The organism is Alicyclobacillus dauci (genome assembly GCF_026651605.1).
GTDB lineage: Bacteria > Bacillota > Bacilli > Alicyclobacillales > Alicyclobacillaceae > Alicyclobacillus > Alicyclobacillus dauci.
The window spans coordinates 930264-945330 of record NZ_CP104064.1 but is presented as its reverse complement, the minus strand read 5'-3'; the positions used below and the strand labels follow the sequence as shown (position 1 = coordinate 945330).

Genomic DNA, 15067 nt, shown 5'->3' with positions numbered 1-15067 from the left:
GGTGATGGATTTATTGTTGAGGCTCTGCGGGAGCCGGTAAAGCTAATTTCGGTTCGCGTGTTCGCGGTTCGTCCTTCGGTGTTGCCTTTTTTGCCCTAGTTAGGAAGAGTGACATAACCAAGGCTATGACGCTGATTGCCGTGGCAACCAAAAATGCATCATTCACGCCCTGGACACTCGCTAGCTGCTCGGCTTTGCCGTACAGAACGTAACGAACCAGTCCTGAAGCCGCTTGAATGGACTGACCGGTGTGAGCAGCGATCCCTTGAGTCAATTGCTGCACCTTTTCGTAAATCTGCGGGTTGGTCGACGTTACAGTGTTTACATATTGATTATAATGCGTCGTTGTCCGGTTCGTCATGACAGTGATGAGCAGCGATGTTCCAAGCGAGCCAGCAACCATTCGAACTGTGTTCGCGGCCGCCGTACCATGGGCATTAAATTGCCGTGGCAAGTGATTGAGGCCGCTGGTCATAATCGGCATCATCAAGAAACTCATCCCAAACATCCGGAACGTGTAGATCCACGCGATATGGCCAAGTGGCGTGCTCATGGTAAGGTGTCCCAAATCCCACGTCGTGATGACGGTAATGACTAGGCCGATGATAGCCAATGGACGTACCCCGAACTTATCCAACAAGGCTCCGGATATTGGCGACATGATGCCCATCACAATGGCCCCAGGGAGCAACAACAGTCCCGAGTGCAGCGCTGTATAGCCACGTATGTTCTGGATATACATCGGTGTCAGCAATGCACCGCCGAACATCGCCATGTTGATGACACAACTCACAGCTGCCGCTAGCGAATAGCCGCCGAACTTGAATACTCTCAAGTTCAAGAGCGGATGGCTGGAGGTCAACTCCCGGATGACGAACAGCACAATGAAGATGATCCCGACGATAATGCTGATTCGTACTTCGGCACTGCCCCAACCTTTGCTACCCGCCTCGCTAAACCCATAAAGAAGCGCGCCAAGGCCTAAAGTCGAGGTTAAGAAGCTGACCACTTCAAATTTCGGGAATGTCCGTTCCGTTACGTTTTTCAGGAAAATGCCGGCAACAATCAAGTCGATTGCGGCAACCGGGATGACGATGTAGAACAGTACACGCCATGAATAGTTTTGAATGATCCAACCCGACAGAGTCGGTCCCACTGCTGGTGCGAAAAACATGGCGATACCGATGGTTCCCATGGCCCGACCGCGCGTCTCCGGCGGATACAAGTTCATAATGACCGTCATCATCAACGGCATCATAATGCCCGCACCAGCCGCTTGGATGACACGGCCAATCATCATGACTGTAAAATCAGGTGCTGCCGCACAGAATACGGAACCGATACCGAAACAGGCCATTGAACCAAGAAACAACTGCCTGGTTGTAAATGTACCCATTAAGAATGCAGTCAGTGGGATAACGATCCCGTTTGTCAGCATATAGCCAGTCGTCAACCACTGAATGGTGTCCGCCGAGACATTAAAATCCGTCATCAGCTTAGGAATTGCAACGTTCAAAAGCGTCTGGTTCAGGATGGCGGCGAAAGCCCCGAGAACGAGCGAGATCAGAATTGGTGCCTTATGAACGGTCGCCGAGCCCGGAGTGGGGCCGCCTGTCCCCGCACCTCTGGCTGCTTTATTCATCCGCATGAGCCTCCTTATTTATGAATGCGAACGGTTACGCTCATGCCTGGTTCCAAACGCCCGGTGCCGCCTTGAAGTGTAATTTTCACAGGGACGACTTGCGTTACCTTTGTAAAGTTTGCGTCACTGCTTCCTGTCGGCAGGAGAGAGAACGTCGATGCCGTTGCCAGACCGATTTGCTGAACTGTTCCATTAAAGGTCGTACCTGGATAAGCATCTACATACACATCAACAGATTGGCCAACCTTGACGTCGCTGATTTGTGTTTCTTTAATGTTTGCGGTCACCCACAGATTGTTCATATCGTAAGCGTAGGCAAGGGGTGTCCCTGCTGCCACGAATTCGTTGTTGACCGCCATGTTTTGTACAATCGTCGAGTTGGTTGGATCAGGAATGGCAACTGTTGTGTTTCCCTTCGCACCAGGAACTTGTACATTACCAACTGTATCGCCACTGTTAAACGTGGTACCGACTGTCCCGTTCCAGTTCGTCAACTTACCTGCTGCCGGCGATGCGATGACTGTTTGCTGCCCCGTTACTTGTGCATTATCGGTCTTGAGGTACAAAGTAGATTGATTGTAATAGTAATAACCAAATAGGCCAGCGATCACGACAACCAAAATCACGATGATTTGGATCAACAACATACGTCTAGCGTTCAAGTTCGAGTCCTCCTAAGTTCACTGTTATCAATAATTCTCTGATGAATTCTCATCAATTCTTGCAGGTCTTTAGCGGGAAGATCAAACACCTCTCTGAATGTCCGCATCAGCGTTGAATCGTCGGAAAAAATTTTCTGGATGGTAGCATTCCCCTCATCCGTCAAACTAAGCATGACTCTCCGCCTGTCCACTTCGGAGTATTTTCTTTCCACAAGCCCCTTCCGAACCAGTTTCTCGACCAGCACACTGATCGTCGTGTTTGACGTGAGTGAATGAATTGGTAAGTCAGTCATGTTCACCCACGGTTTGTTCTGTAAGCAGCGCAGGACGACCATCTGTGTGAAATTGAGATCGAATTCTTTGGTTCCTTCTTCGTACAGCGCATGGATGACAGAACTCACACGCTTGAACGAGCCCAAAACCTCCAGTAGCTGATTCATGACATTCTTATTCACCACCCCAAACATTCATACGCCACAATATATAATAAATTAATATATCTAGAACGCAATTATTTAGTCGTGAAAACTTTTCGACTAAATGTTAAAAATATGAGTTCTCGTGTCCACATGGGGGTATGAATGGTGCCAGATATGGATTAGGGAAAGGTGACTCTAAAGGAGAGTGCCTTGCACGGAGCCGGGGATCCACGGTCATGAGGGGGGACATATGCGACTCCGTTTGGGGCGATAGCGGTATATCTACGCAGATATTATGTTGCGATAAAAGCAAACTGCTCCTTCGACTGTAAGCTCGCAATAAATTCGATGAGCAACTTTTTGGTGTTTTCTAGGTCGTGGAGATCGATGAGTTCAACCGGCGAATGAGCATACCGAGAAGGAATAGATAGAACGCCAGCGGGCACGCCGGAGTTCCCTAAGGCTAGTTCTCCCGCGTCCGTTCCGATGCCAGGGAAAACTTCCAACTGGAATGGAATGTCCCCAGCTTGGGCGACTGCAACGAGTTGTCTTCGAACGGCTGAACTTGCCACTAGGCTGAAATCCATCACCTTAATGCCTGGCCCGTTTCCCAAGGATAATGTTTCGTCCATCATTTCCTCCGGTGTGTCGCTGACGGCTGTCGTGTCGATGGCGAGGGCGACGTCCGCGTCCACTGAGGCGGCAGCGACCCGGGCACCGCGCAGGCCTACTTCTTCCTGTACGGAAAACACGGCGCAGATGGTACCCCGAACGTGCGAGAAATCGATATCCTCAAGCGCACTGAGGAGCACGGCACAGCCGGCCCTATCGTCGAGGGATTTGCCCATGATCCGACTGTTTCCAAGTTGCTGCAGGTCTGTGGCCCAACTGATGGGATCGCCAATAGATACGCCAAGTGCCAGTACTTCCTCTCGATCCGTCGCCCCCACATCGATATACAACTGAGCGTGTTTGCGCACCTTTGACGGATCGTCGAATTTCGTCATGTGTGCGGAAATCGTTCCGATCACCCCAGGAATGACACCGGTTTGGGTACGTATTTTCACCCTCTGTGCAAGCAGAATTCGATCATCATGCCCGCCGAGCTTCTCAAACCGAATGAGTCCATTTTGTTCAATCTTTTTGACGATGAAGCCAACTTCGTCCATGTGTGTGGAGATGACGAGTGTCGGTCCCGGATGCGCACCGCGTTTTGTCACAATGACGTTTCCCACACCGTCAACCTTTGTTTCATCCGCGAATGGCCGAACCCGGTTGACTATGTAGCGTGCGATGTCGTGTTCGAAGCCGCAGGGGCCGACAAGATCGGTTAAATCGCGTAAAAGTTCTAACATTCGTGATTCCTCCAAATTTTGGCGCCTATCGAATAAGCATAGTCCAAGAACCGACTCACCGAATGATGCGCCTCAAGGCGTCCAAAAACGCATCTATCTCATCGATGGTATTGTAGGGCGCAAGACCTGCCCGGATCCAACCGCCTGACGTGTGGATACCGATTTTTTCTGCCAGCGTCGTCGCATAGAAGTCTCCGTCCGCAACAAAAATGCCGTACGATTCCACCATCTTCTCACACAGTTGTCGCGGAGTCAGCCCTTTCACACGAAATGCGACTGTTGGCGTCTTGCGGGCCGGATCCGGTGCAGCGTACAGTGTGAGCCCAGGTAACGTCCGCAGCTCATTGCGAATCCGTGCAGCAAGATTGTCCTCATAGTGTTCAATGGTCATCATGGCGTCGACCAGTTTTTCACGCAGGGTCGTCCCTTTACCCAATATCGATATAAAGCTAATCGCAGCGTTGACGCCAGCAACGCCCGCGTGGTTCTGCGTTCCCGTCTCCAATTTGTCCGGATACTGCACTGGTGCCGGATTTAATTTGTAGACTTCCAAACGTTCGAATAAGTCAGCGCGAATGGACGCGATCCCGACGTGCGGACCGAAGAACTTATACGCGGAACAAACGAGGATATCCGCGCCGATGGCATCTCTATCGATAGAAATGTGTGGCGCCGCATGAACTGCATCGACCGCGACAAGCGCGCCGACTTGATGAGCCATGTCGGCCACTTGGCGGACATTTGTGACAGTGCCCACGGCATTTGACGACAATCCAACTGCGACCAATTTGGTCTTCTCGGTGATGACGTCATCCAGCAGGTGGAGTTCAAGTTGGAACGTCTCTGTGTCGACCGTCAACCACTTAACAGTGACCCCTTTGTCCTGCGCCGCCAGTAACCATGGGTCCACGTTCGCTCTATGATCCAATTCGGACAGAACGATCTCATCCCCTGCATTCCAAGTCCTCGACAAAGCACGCGCGATGGCCATGTTCAATGTGGTCATGTTGGCACCAAAGGCGACCTCTTCCGGACGGACGTTGAGAAACTGAGCTACAGTGTAGCGCGTTTCGGCAATGATGTTCTCGGTTTCCACACTCGTCGGAAAGGCTCCATGCAAATTCGCTCCTCCGCGACTCATATACCCAGTGATGGCGTCAATGGCCATCTGACAAACCTGTGATCCGCCCGGGCCATCGAGATAAACGACACGCTGACCCCTGTGCGTTCTATTTAGCGCCGGAAACTGCTCTCGAACGCGATCAACATCAAATGGCTTAATTGGCATCTTCTCGTCTACCTCCTATAAATAACCCTATAGACAGAAAATTCCGCAGTGTGAGAAAGAATCCTTCCGGCGACTACGAATCCTTGTGGGTCGGATCGAAAACGAGCGGCTGCTGAATATCATCCGGTGCCACAACGATAACGGAAGCTGGCTTCCGCCGGAAGACCCACCATTTGGACCCGCAAAAGTTCATACACAAAGCGCAGCCGTTCGCAACCAACTTCCCATTGGATACGCCAAGGGTGAGCAAATGGTCTGAGCAATATAAAGCCAAGAGTGACCCGACAATCGATAACACATTCAGCATCGCAAAGCGGACCATCTCAATTCGCTGCAGCGGTCCCCGTTTCTTGAACGTCAGTCGACGATTCAAGAAGAAGCTGTTGACTGCACCACACGGATATGACACGGCTTGTGCAGCTAAGTCATTTAGATGCAACCAATGGTATGCGGAGAAGAATACAGCAATGTCTACAATAAAGTTGGTGAACCCAACAATACAAAATAGCGCCGCCTGCTTCGTATAGAGTTGAAAGGTTGCACGTTTAATAGGCTTCACTGCTCACTGTATTCGGATCATGATGAATACTCATCTTCCCGTCACCCCGACCGTCTCTCTATGTTGTCATTCACTTCGTGAATGGACCTTTTCGTTTGTCCATGGTAACACACTAATCTCCCGCGGAACCGGTGCTACGTGAACGATTTCGCAAAGATCATCAGTGGGTAAATTTTTCATATAACGATGCAACATTCTCTTCTTGGCCTACGTCTATGTTTGTGATGCGCGACAAAAGGGGGTTAACTTGTGCGAAAATCATCTCTAGTAACAAGCATTGCTGTTACCATCGTATTATCAGGCGTGAGCGTCGCCACACCTGGAATCGCCTTGGCTGCCACATCCAGTTCATCGACCCACACCGCTGCCCAGGCGGAGGCAATCGCCAGAAAGTTATTTTCCATCTCGAGTGACTACACCGTACAGAACCAGTCGTACGGACAGAACCCAGGGTCTCAGTCACATCCAATCTACACCTTCTCATTTCAGAAGCCGAACGAAGCACAACCAACCGATGTCGTATCGGTCAGCGTAGATGCGGTGACGGGGCTCGTCCTCAACTACAATCACGTCATGCCGAACGTCGCGTTCAAGTTTCCTGTGCCTGTATCAGAAGACCAAGCTGCCTCCATCGCGAAGGCCTGGGCTAAAAAACTGTATCCCGACCAGTTGGGTCAGGTGAAAATGGCTGCCCAACCGAATCAGCTCAACGACTTGCGCTCCGCCGTACAGTATCAGTTTGACTTCGAGCGGATCGTCAATGGCATTCCTGCACCGTTCAATGGATTCAACATCGTGATCGATCAAAATGGCGGGCTCCAAAGCGTAAACGATGATTGGTCAACCGTTACGTTCCCAAGCGCAAACACGGGCATTTCACCGACCGACATGAACAGTGTCTATACGAAGGCACTTGGGTTGCACTTAACCTACAGCGAGATTTGGCATACGAACGGAAAGTCGACCGTTGCTCTATCATACGTTCCAGCACCCTCTGCATACCCAAATGCGTGGAATGAACAGTTTAGTGTTTCTCACGATGTATCCGGTATCATCATCGATGCGCATTCGGGGAAACTGCTCGACGCGAGTGGAACAGCGCACGACGTCACCCCGTACGTGCAGCCGACACCACTTGACCCCAAGGCAAAACCGAACCCGCTTCGCCAAACAAAAGTCAACTTGGACCAAAATGCCTCCCTTGCACTTGCTCAAAAGGTATTCCCCATGGACTCGTATACGAAACTGACTAATGAAAACGAGTCATCCGGAGCGAATAGCGATACGCTGTGGAATTTCAATTTCACGAGGAAAGATTCAAAATCCTCAGTTCAAACGACTATCGATGTTCAGGTTGATGCAACGTACGGCTACATCAGCAACTACAATTCTTACGAGACGTCAACTAAACCTGGTGGTATGACATCCCAGTCATCAAAGACTTTGTCACAAGCTACATTGAACAAACTGGCCACTGCCGCTGTCGAGAAGACATATTCTGGCCATCTCGGGAGTCTCGCCATCCTACCGCAACCCGCATGGGGCTCACCACAACCCATTACCCAATTTCAGATTTTGAGTTTTAAAAATGGGATTCAGAACCTAGTGACAAGCGGATCGATCGGTCTTGACCCAACGACAGGCACGATCACGTCCATCTTTATGAGCCCATACGATGACACGGACAACACCTACCCGTCCCCGGACAAAGCGATTTCTCAAACTTCTGCAAATGAAACCTGGGTGAAAGACGCGCCGCTTCAATTGGAATACCTGATGACGACACCGGCAGCAAACGGAAAGTTCCCCACTCCCGATTCGGCGACTACTGCGCCCAAAGTCGTGTTGGCGTATGTTCCAACTCCCCAGTTTCAAGCGAATTCGTACTTTGATGCCATTCAAGGGCAGTTCGTGCCGAATGACGGATTGCAGAGCCAGCCTTATACGGGGATGGTAAGCGACATTGCAGGTGACAAAAACGCCGCACAACTTCAATTGCTGGCAAGCCGAGGACTGATTGCCGTTGATTCACACGGCGATGTCCACCCAAGCGGAACCATGACGAACGCAGCGTTCGTTAAATTGGTGATGGACGCGCTGGGAACGGTGAATCGGTACAACCAGGGAATGATGGCTGATCAGAGCGTGGCGAGTGCAGTCAACGATGTCGCTGCGAACAACCCAAGTTACAAAGAACTGGTGACCGCGTATGCCTTGGGCTGGCTAGACCCGAATCATCCGCTCGACCCGAATCAACAGGTGACGCGCAGTGAAGCCGCACGTGTGTTCTCTGAAGCGCTCAACTATGACGCGTTGCTCAAGAGGCCTGACCTGTTTAAGCTGGATGCAACTGACGCAAACAGTATAAACGCTTCCGATTTTGCCGCTGACGCAATTGCGACAGGACTTGGAATGTTGTCACTCGAAGACAATCGATTTAATGGCGACCAACCGCTCACGTTGTCGGACGCCGCGCAGGGTCTCGTGCAAACGGCCTCCCTCATGGGCAGTTCGCCGGTTGTCTTGCCACTTAAATAGGGGATCGAGTAGCGGATCGGAAAGTTTTACAGTCCTGATAACAAGACAGCCTCCCGATACGTCTGGAATGCTAGATAGCACCCACTTCAGACAACGGGAGGCATATTTATGTCTATACAACAATCTGGATCTCAGCAAAACAGGCTCTTTTTCCGCATCCGATCCCGCCCCTGGATCTTGGTCATCACCACCATAATGGTACTCGCAGGTGGTGGATTTGCTGTGTCCGCGGGTGCGATGCACAGACACAGCAGCATGTCTTCGACATCGGCCGTCGGTACTAGTACAACCCATTCTGGCGCGTACACTGCCGTTTCAGCAAGCAGTTCGACGACAAGTTCTACTGGCGTCGCACAGCAAGCGGCGTCGCCGAAGAGCGCCGCGTCCACAGCGACGGCAGCGAAGTCGGGAACTGGAAATCGGGACGTGATCGAAACAGCAAGCTTGTCATTAACCGTTTCCAACGTATCAGCGGCATCCAACAAGATTACACAAATGACGAGTAGCTATGGCGGCTTCGTACAATCGATGCAAACGGATGCTGGCCAGAGTCAACAAGTGCAGATGACCGTACGAATTCCGGAGGCAAAATTTGAGAACTTCTTAAATGGTGCGAAGCCGCTTGGCACTGTGGATCAGTTCTCCCAAACGGGCCAAGACGTCACACAACAGCATACAGACTTGACGAGCCAAATGGAGGAATTGCAAAGCGAAGAGAAAGCATATACAAAACTGTACGACAAAGCACAGAGCATGAAGGATATGCTCACCATTCAACAGTCGCTGTCGCAAGTCGATAGCCAAATTGCGAATCTGGAGACACAGATCCATCAGCTTGACAGGTCCGTCCAATTGTCCACTGTGAGCCTCACCCTGCACCAACCGAAGGTGGCAGGGACCACGAAGCAAAGGCCAGTCTCCGCGTTAGCACAGTCCCTTCGTTTCATGGGGCAATCCTCACATGGGCTTGGCATTTTCCTGGCATTCGTCCTACCATGGGTCGTTCTTGCAGCGTTTGTATGGGTGGGCTGGCGTGCGATAGTTCGATGGAGAAATGGACGGCGTAAACATAACCCGTAGGCCAAGGGTTACCCACGGGCGTATACGAGGAGAATGACAAACTCACAATCGGATTCACCGCGATTCTCGTAGGAGTGGTGGACGTCGGCTGGAAACTTGATGGCGTCCCCTTCGGCGAGATCGTAGAGCGTTTCACCCAGTCGAACGGACAAGTTCCCACGTTTCACCCAGATTCCTTCCGTCACCTGTTCGCCGTGCGGTTCCGCGCGATGCGTTGCCCCGGCCGCGAGTCTCGTATCAAATAAATCAATGGGCTCCGCATCTCCATCCCGTAACGCAAACAAGTTGCGAACAACGTAGGTTCCTCCGTCGTCGGCTACGACGGGCTGGTCACTCCTCCGAATGACCGTCACGCGAGGGCTTTCCAATTCCTGCAGAAAGCTGGCAAACGACACCTTTAATCCCGTGGCAATTTTCCATAGCGTGACAACGGTCGGATTTGTCTCCCCGCGTTCAATTTGGCCCAGCATCGGTTTGCTCACGCCTGTTGCTTGGGCGAGCTGGTCCAGCGTCCAGTCCCGTTCTTTTCGCAATCGTCGCAAAGTTTGACCGATTGTTTGTGTTAGATCGTCCGCGTTCATAAAGCCCCCTTGATATAATAAAGCATACTTTTGTATATTATATTATACCTAGCACAGAACGGAGGAGGACTGAGTGTATTGAACCAACTCTTGCTCGAAATTGTCATTGTCGGTGTCGGTACGTATCTGATCCGCGCTGGATCACTCAGCCTCGGAAGCCGTATCACGTGGCCCTTGTGGGCACAAAAATGGCTCACTTTTGTGACGCCGGCAGTACTCGGCGCACTCATCGGACCTGAACTGTTTACGGCAAACGGGCACTTCATTCCACTTTCCCACAATCCATTACTACTGGCTGCCGTACCAACGGCCATTGTCGCCTGGTTTTCCCGCAATCTCCTGCTCACCGTGGCAGTCGGGGTAGTGGCATTCGCCGTTCTGACGCGCGTAATGTAAGGAGGATTTCCGCATGAATTATCGCAGTGAACCCTTGCGAGGACTTCGCGATTCACTTCCCATCATGCTCGCGTACTTTCCCATCGCCATCACATTCGGCGTTCTCGCGACAAGCAGTGGCATCCCGTGGTTGACGACGTGTCTGATTTCCGTCTGCGTCTATGCCGGCAGCGCGCAGTTCATGATGGCAAGCCTAGCACTGACCGGCATTTCTACGATCTCGATGGTCATCACGATCCTCCTCGTCAACCTTCGCCACTTTCTATATGGCACGACACTCGGACCAACCTTTATGTCGTGGGCGGAAGGGAAGAAGTGGATCGCTGCGTTCGGCCTCACCGATGAAGTGTTTGCGGTAACCAGTGGCCGCTCAGTTGGTGAGACGCCTAGCCCGCGCTACCAATATACGTTCTCTTTTGCCTGTTATTTTTCCTGGGTTGCGGGCACCGTTGTGGGCGCAAGCATCGGTGGTATCGTCCCCTCAGCCGTGTCACAGGTCCTGTCGTTCGCGCTGCCTTCATTATTTCTCGCGCTGTTGCTCTTAGGCCGACGCACGCTGCCGTACTTAATTTCCGCGATATGTGGTGGGGCGATTGCCAGCCTGGCCAGTCTGATGAAACTGGGAAGTGTCGGGATTATCGCGGGTGCCATCGTCGGCGCAACCTTGGGAATGGCTGTTCAACGGTGGTTTGAACGGACGAGCAAGGCTACAGGTCAGGAAGTGACAAGCTAGCTGTTTGATTACAGCAGTCCTTTCAGACGCTCCATCTTCCACTGCGCTCTTCGCTTTTTTAGCACGTCACCTGCAGGTGATTGAATGGGTGTGCATTTTACATCACCCAGTGATTCAAAAATGGTCAGGACGTCTTCTGAAGCGCCCATGTCTTTGACGACCTTTTCGTAAGCGGACTTACCATTCAATTGCGTACGCCCGCGCCGAACGGTCTTCGGGGATGCAAGCTTCAGGGGTTGGAGTGACATGGCCATCATCTCCTCAAATTCCGTCTACCTTATTCTATCCAATGGATTCCCCCTTTGCTCATGCGAGCGCCCTTGATCGACACCCTTTTGACGCCACTATACATTCGCCCAGGCTGCATCAAAGTGACGAATCCACTCCATGACCTCATCTTGCAGAACCGGTTTCAATCCACGACCAGCAACCAGAATGCATACGTTCTCTTGGGGATGTGCGTACACGACAGCTTGCGCCTCACCGACCGTAGCTTCCTTATATGGAACGGGATCGTGAATGGTCAATGCTTCTCGGATGGCAGGCTGGTATTTTTTCGGTGCCAGTTCCAGGCTGTCGGCAGTCAAAGCGTACGTTACATAACAATGAGTAAACGAGGGTACATGTTGCTCAAGGAGAACCAAGTAACCAGTCCATCCAAAAGCGTAGGCTTTGTCAGATGGGGACGTTGTCTTCACCTGTTTGAAAAAGGTGACGACGTCGCGATCGAACAAGTGAAGCTTCACACTATCGAACAATTCCGCTACCTCTGCATCGATGCGGGCTCGCTCCTCAATTTCCGGGCCCAAGTCTTTATAATCACCCGCCAGGAAGACACCGTGCCGGTCAAGCAAAATAGACATCGTCCAGACAAAGCGCAGAAATAGAATGACTACGAGAAACCATCCGACGAGTTGAAACGGGTACCTGGCCCAGTTCGGAAGAGACAAAGGGAGCCAGCTGATTTGCAGCGGATACCGAGCAAGGGGGATTGCCGCGAGCAGAGCGATGATGCTAAAGCCAACTGAGACCAGATAGGGGTGCTTGCGTTCCCAAGTTGATTTTCTCCACCACAACATATAGATGGCGCCGGCAGTACAAATGGCGACAAGAAGCGCAATACTGATATAACCGTACCCGTCGATGCTTATCGGAGTGTAATTGACATGCACGGGTGTGACGGTAACGTTCACATGAAATTGGCTGACATCGTTATCAGTTCCGGATCCGTAAACCGTTGTCGTCGAGTTTCCGATCACGCCGATCACTTTCTCCGTGTCGGATTTCAACATACATTACCCTCTTTCTCAGCGACGGGATAACGCAGTGCCGGGTCCCGGTACACCGCGCCAACACCGCACCGCTGACGGAACCCTACCCCTCATCCACCACCCTCCCTGTTTTGTCGAGGGCCTGGGTCATGCTGATGCCAGGTACGTTATTTCCGTTTCCGGGAAAGTGGCGCACTGTACCAAAGACGCCGTTCACCACAGGAACGGTGACTTCCTGTCCATCAGAATATGTGACACGCACACTGACCGTATGTGCGTCCTTCACGATGCCGGTATACACGTTAAATGCACCACTCTCTCCGTCTATGGACCCACCCCAGTCCATCGGGTACAGCGAGCGTGCCCCGAGTGATTGGGGCGTTAAACCAGGCGATGCCAAGACATCCGCAACTACCCAGTCGCCCAAAGCGTCCAACTGCAGAATCATCGTGGCTAAATGCTTTTCTCCGTTTTGCTCGTATTTCACAGCCGCAAAGGCCACACTGGCTTGCTGTTGCTGCCAGCCGACGACGACGTTCTTCGCACCAGCCGGAATACTGTGAGAAATGGCCTTTGCAACCGTCGTATCCCGATCCGGCCGCACAATCTTCGCCCACACAACTTCATACTTTCTCTCCGACTGTCCATCGCCGACCTGCTTGACGTCCATGATGACAAGTCGCAAATCGGCTGGATTAACCGTAGCGCTCGAGTTGATAACGGCTTGAGCGTGCTGGTCATCCTCAGTCGGCTTGCTCACAAGCGCGGGTAAATCGGTACCCGACAGTCCATGAGATTGGAGGTAGGCGTTAATGGTGTTTTGCGGTTCAGGCATGTTTGCGGCAAGTCGTACGTTGGCCCCCGTCCAACCCGTGAATGCCACTGTCACACTCGGATCTGTGGACGTAGCGATGACTTCTACCCTCTGTCCGCCCCACTGTCCCATTGAGACATCCAGGTTCCACGTGTGTGTGCCCTGCGATATATTTGGATTAGCGGCGACAGGTGAGAAATGAATCTGGTAGTCACTTGGGGTAGAGTTGGCATCCGGAAGGCGCTGATTTTGCGAAGTGCTGCGCTCAAAATTCATGTCACTGTCATAACCACAGAATCCAAGCGCAACAAAGATCAGCGCGGCGCCGAGAGATCCGAGCATCCAAACCAGACGTCGCTGACGGTACGGCCGTCGAGGCCTGAACTGCTGAGCTGCCAAGTCAATCAGGGCGTACTTTTCGCTTTCGCTTGGCACCGGTATCGGCAATTCCCTCACCTTATCCCGCAGATCGTCTTCAAAGTGCACGTTCATCCCCCTCCCTGCCAATCCATTCACGAAGTTGGTTGATTCCGCGCCGATAGCGTGATCGGGCGGCTCCTTCACCGATAGCTAGCACCTCTGAAATGCCGTTACCCGGCAGGACCGGATAACGGCTCGGAGAAGATACTTGTCTTCGTTTTTCTTAGTAGCAGTCTTGTACTACACCTTCACTATCCACTGATTATGAGAGCGAAGAGGAAACCGTGGGTGCGGGCGCTGTCACCTGTGTTGGGAAAGTTACACCCGCGTCCAAGGTCGCCGATGGCGTCATGGTGCTGCCGTTCCATGTGTACGTCACAGTCTGTGGGGGGAGACTTGGCTTCACCATGGGATCTGACGACGCATAATTCGCATAGGTTACTTGAATTCGCCCCTGGCCGTCTGGTTTGACAGACAGGATACGGATTGCTTCTACATTCGCGTTCAATCCGATAAATTGCTTGTTGTGGAAGAAGAACACGAGCTGACCCGTCCCGTCACCGCTTGGGGAGCGGAGGCCGACAACAGCTGAAATGGTATCCTTGCCTTGTCCAGTGGCAACAGTCACTTGGTTACTTGGCGTCCCAAAATGCACCGTGGGTTGACCTACTTCCGTTGTCGCGTCCATCACATTCGCAACAACGGACGTGGGCAATATCGTTGATTGCGTGTTAATGGACCAGTTTAAGCCATCCCAAGCCGCTTCCATGCCTAGCGCCTTTGAGAGAGCTTGATCAGCGTAATATACGGGCACATAAGTGGTGGAAACGCCCGATGACGGATCCTTTTCAACCAGTTTTGGCGCAATTTCATATTGGTTGTTGCCTACGATAAAATCCATTTCCCCATTCTTCAGCTCCTGCCGCGTCTTTAAGTTGTTCGGCTGGATGGTCCAAGATGCTGGGGGAATGATGGTTAAATCGCTGCCATTCCATTTTGTTTGCACTACCGCTTTGCTCAGTGCCTGCTGCAGATAAAAAATTGGCACCCAACTTGTTTTGTTGTCGCCCCACGGATCCATCGCGACAACATGAACCGGATTCGACACGTTTGTTCCATCGATGTAAATATGCGTTGGACTTTGGGCCACCGAAGGCGCAGCCATGACCGACGTCGCTGTAGCTACCTGCGATAGGACAAATCCTGTCGCCGCAAGGCCGGTCAACATACCTGCTGTCTTGAGTCGCATGTGTTCGTCTCCACCTTCCGTATTCTTCTCTCAAAGTTTAGACGCTTTCGGAAGAAAAAA

At 51.9% G+C, this 15067-nt stretch carries 15 protein-coding genes; 4 read left to right on the top strand and 11 right to left on the bottom strand.

Translation table 11 applies throughout. The annotated features are described in order from the left end of the window. Nucleotides 1-10: 10 nt before the first annotated feature. The 6 genes from NZD86_RS04680 to NZD86_RS04655 form a co-directional block, all read right to left on the bottom strand. Nucleotides 11-1642 (bottom strand): DHA2 family efflux MFS transporter permease subunit, encoded by a 1632-nt coding sequence (locus tag NZD86_RS04680; protein ID WP_268045330.1) that lies wholly within the window; start codon nt 1640-1642, stop codon nt 11-13. 14 nt (nt 1643-1656) lie between these two features. Next, nucleotides 1657-2289 (bottom strand): HlyD family secretion protein, encoded by a 633-nt coding sequence (locus tag NZD86_RS04675; protein ID WP_407655240.1) that lies wholly within the window; start codon nt 2287-2289, stop codon nt 1657-1659. A gap of 11 nt (nt 2290-2300) precedes the next feature. Beyond that, nucleotides 2301-2744 carry a MarR family winged helix-turn-helix transcriptional regulator gene (locus tag NZD86_RS04670; protein WP_268045328.1) on the bottom strand — a complete coding sequence of 148 codons (444 nt, stop codon included), beginning with the start codon at nt 2742-2744 and terminating at the stop codon, nt 2301-2303. 272 nt (nt 2745-3016) lie between these two features. Next, nucleotides 3017-4078, bottom strand: coding sequence for a M42 family metallopeptidase (locus NZD86_RS04665; RefSeq protein WP_268045327.1), 1062 nt, complete (start codon nt 4076-4078; stop codon nt 3017-3019). A gap of 55 nt (nt 4079-4133) precedes the next feature. Further along, a complete protein-coding gene (locus tag NZD86_RS04660; RefSeq protein ID WP_268045326.1) occupies nt 4134-5366 on the bottom strand; it encodes a cysteine desulfurase-like protein in 1233 nt (410 codons plus the stop codon). A gap of 73 nt (nt 5367-5439) precedes the next feature. Further along, on the bottom strand, nt 5440-5925 hold the full coding sequence (locus NZD86_RS04655; RefSeq protein WP_268045325.1) for a GtrA family protein: 486 nt from the start codon (nt 5923-5925) through the stop codon (nt 5440-5442). 249 nt (nt 5926-6174) lie between these two features. On the opposite strand from NZD86_RS04655, the gene NZD86_RS04650 reads away from it, so the two are divergent. Both NZD86_RS04650 and NZD86_RS04645 read left to right on the top strand, forming a co-directional pair. Further along, nucleotides 6175-8463: a YcdB/YcdC domain-containing protein gene (locus NZD86_RS04650; RefSeq protein ID WP_268045324.1), complete on the top strand. Its 2289-nt coding sequence runs from the start codon at nt 6175-6177 to the stop codon at nt 8461-8463. 108 nt (nt 8464-8571) lie between these two features. Then, entirely contained in the window at nt 8572-9543 is a 972-nt protein-coding gene (locus NZD86_RS04645; RefSeq protein ID WP_268045323.1) for a DUF4349 domain-containing protein, read from the top strand. An 8-nt stretch (nt 9544-9551) separates the two neighbouring features. On the opposite strand, the gene NZD86_RS04640 is transcribed toward NZD86_RS04645, so the two are convergent. Then, nucleotides 9552-10124: a helix-turn-helix domain-containing protein gene (locus tag NZD86_RS04640; RefSeq protein WP_268045322.1), complete on the bottom strand. Its 573-nt coding sequence runs from the start codon at nt 10122-10124 to the stop codon at nt 9552-9554. A gap of 78 nt (nt 10125-10202) precedes the next feature. Here NZD86_RS04640 and NZD86_RS04635 point away from each other — a divergent pair, with 78 nt between their 5' ends. Beyond that, a complete protein-coding gene (locus NZD86_RS04635; protein ID WP_268045321.1) occupies nt 10203-10520 on the top strand; it encodes an AzlD domain-containing protein in 318 nt (105 codons plus the stop codon). A 13-nt stretch (nt 10521-10533) separates the two neighbouring features. Then, on the top strand, nt 10534-11253 hold the full coding sequence (locus NZD86_RS04630) for an AzlC family ABC transporter permease (RefSeq protein WP_268045320.1): 720 nt from the start codon (nt 10534-10536) through the stop codon (nt 11251-11253). 8 nt (nt 11254-11261) lie between these two features. On the opposite strand, the gene NZD86_RS04625 is transcribed toward NZD86_RS04630, so the two are convergent. From NZD86_RS04625 to NZD86_RS04610, 4 genes are all read right to left on the bottom strand, one after another. Further along, complete coding sequence (locus tag NZD86_RS04625) at nt 11262-11501, bottom strand: hypothetical protein (RefSeq protein ID WP_268045319.1); 240 nt, start codon at nt 11499-11501, stop codon at nt 11262-11264. 96 nt (nt 11502-11597) lie between these two features. After that, a complete protein-coding gene (locus NZD86_RS04620) occupies nt 11598-12545 on the bottom strand; it encodes a hypothetical protein (RefSeq protein WP_268045318.1) in 948 nt (315 codons plus the stop codon). 82 nt (nt 12546-12627) lie between these two features. Further along, nucleotides 12628-13902, bottom strand: a complete 1275-nt coding sequence (locus NZD86_RS04615) for a hypothetical protein (RefSeq protein ID WP_268045317.1) — start codon at nt 13900-13902, stop codon at nt 12628-12630. Nucleotides 13903-14020: 118 nt separating this feature from the next. Continuing rightward, complete coding sequence (locus NZD86_RS04610) at nt 14021-15007, bottom strand: LppP/LprE family lipoprotein (protein WP_268045316.1); 987 nt, start codon at nt 15005-15007, stop codon at nt 14021-14023. Nucleotides 15008-15067: the final 60 nt, after the last annotated feature.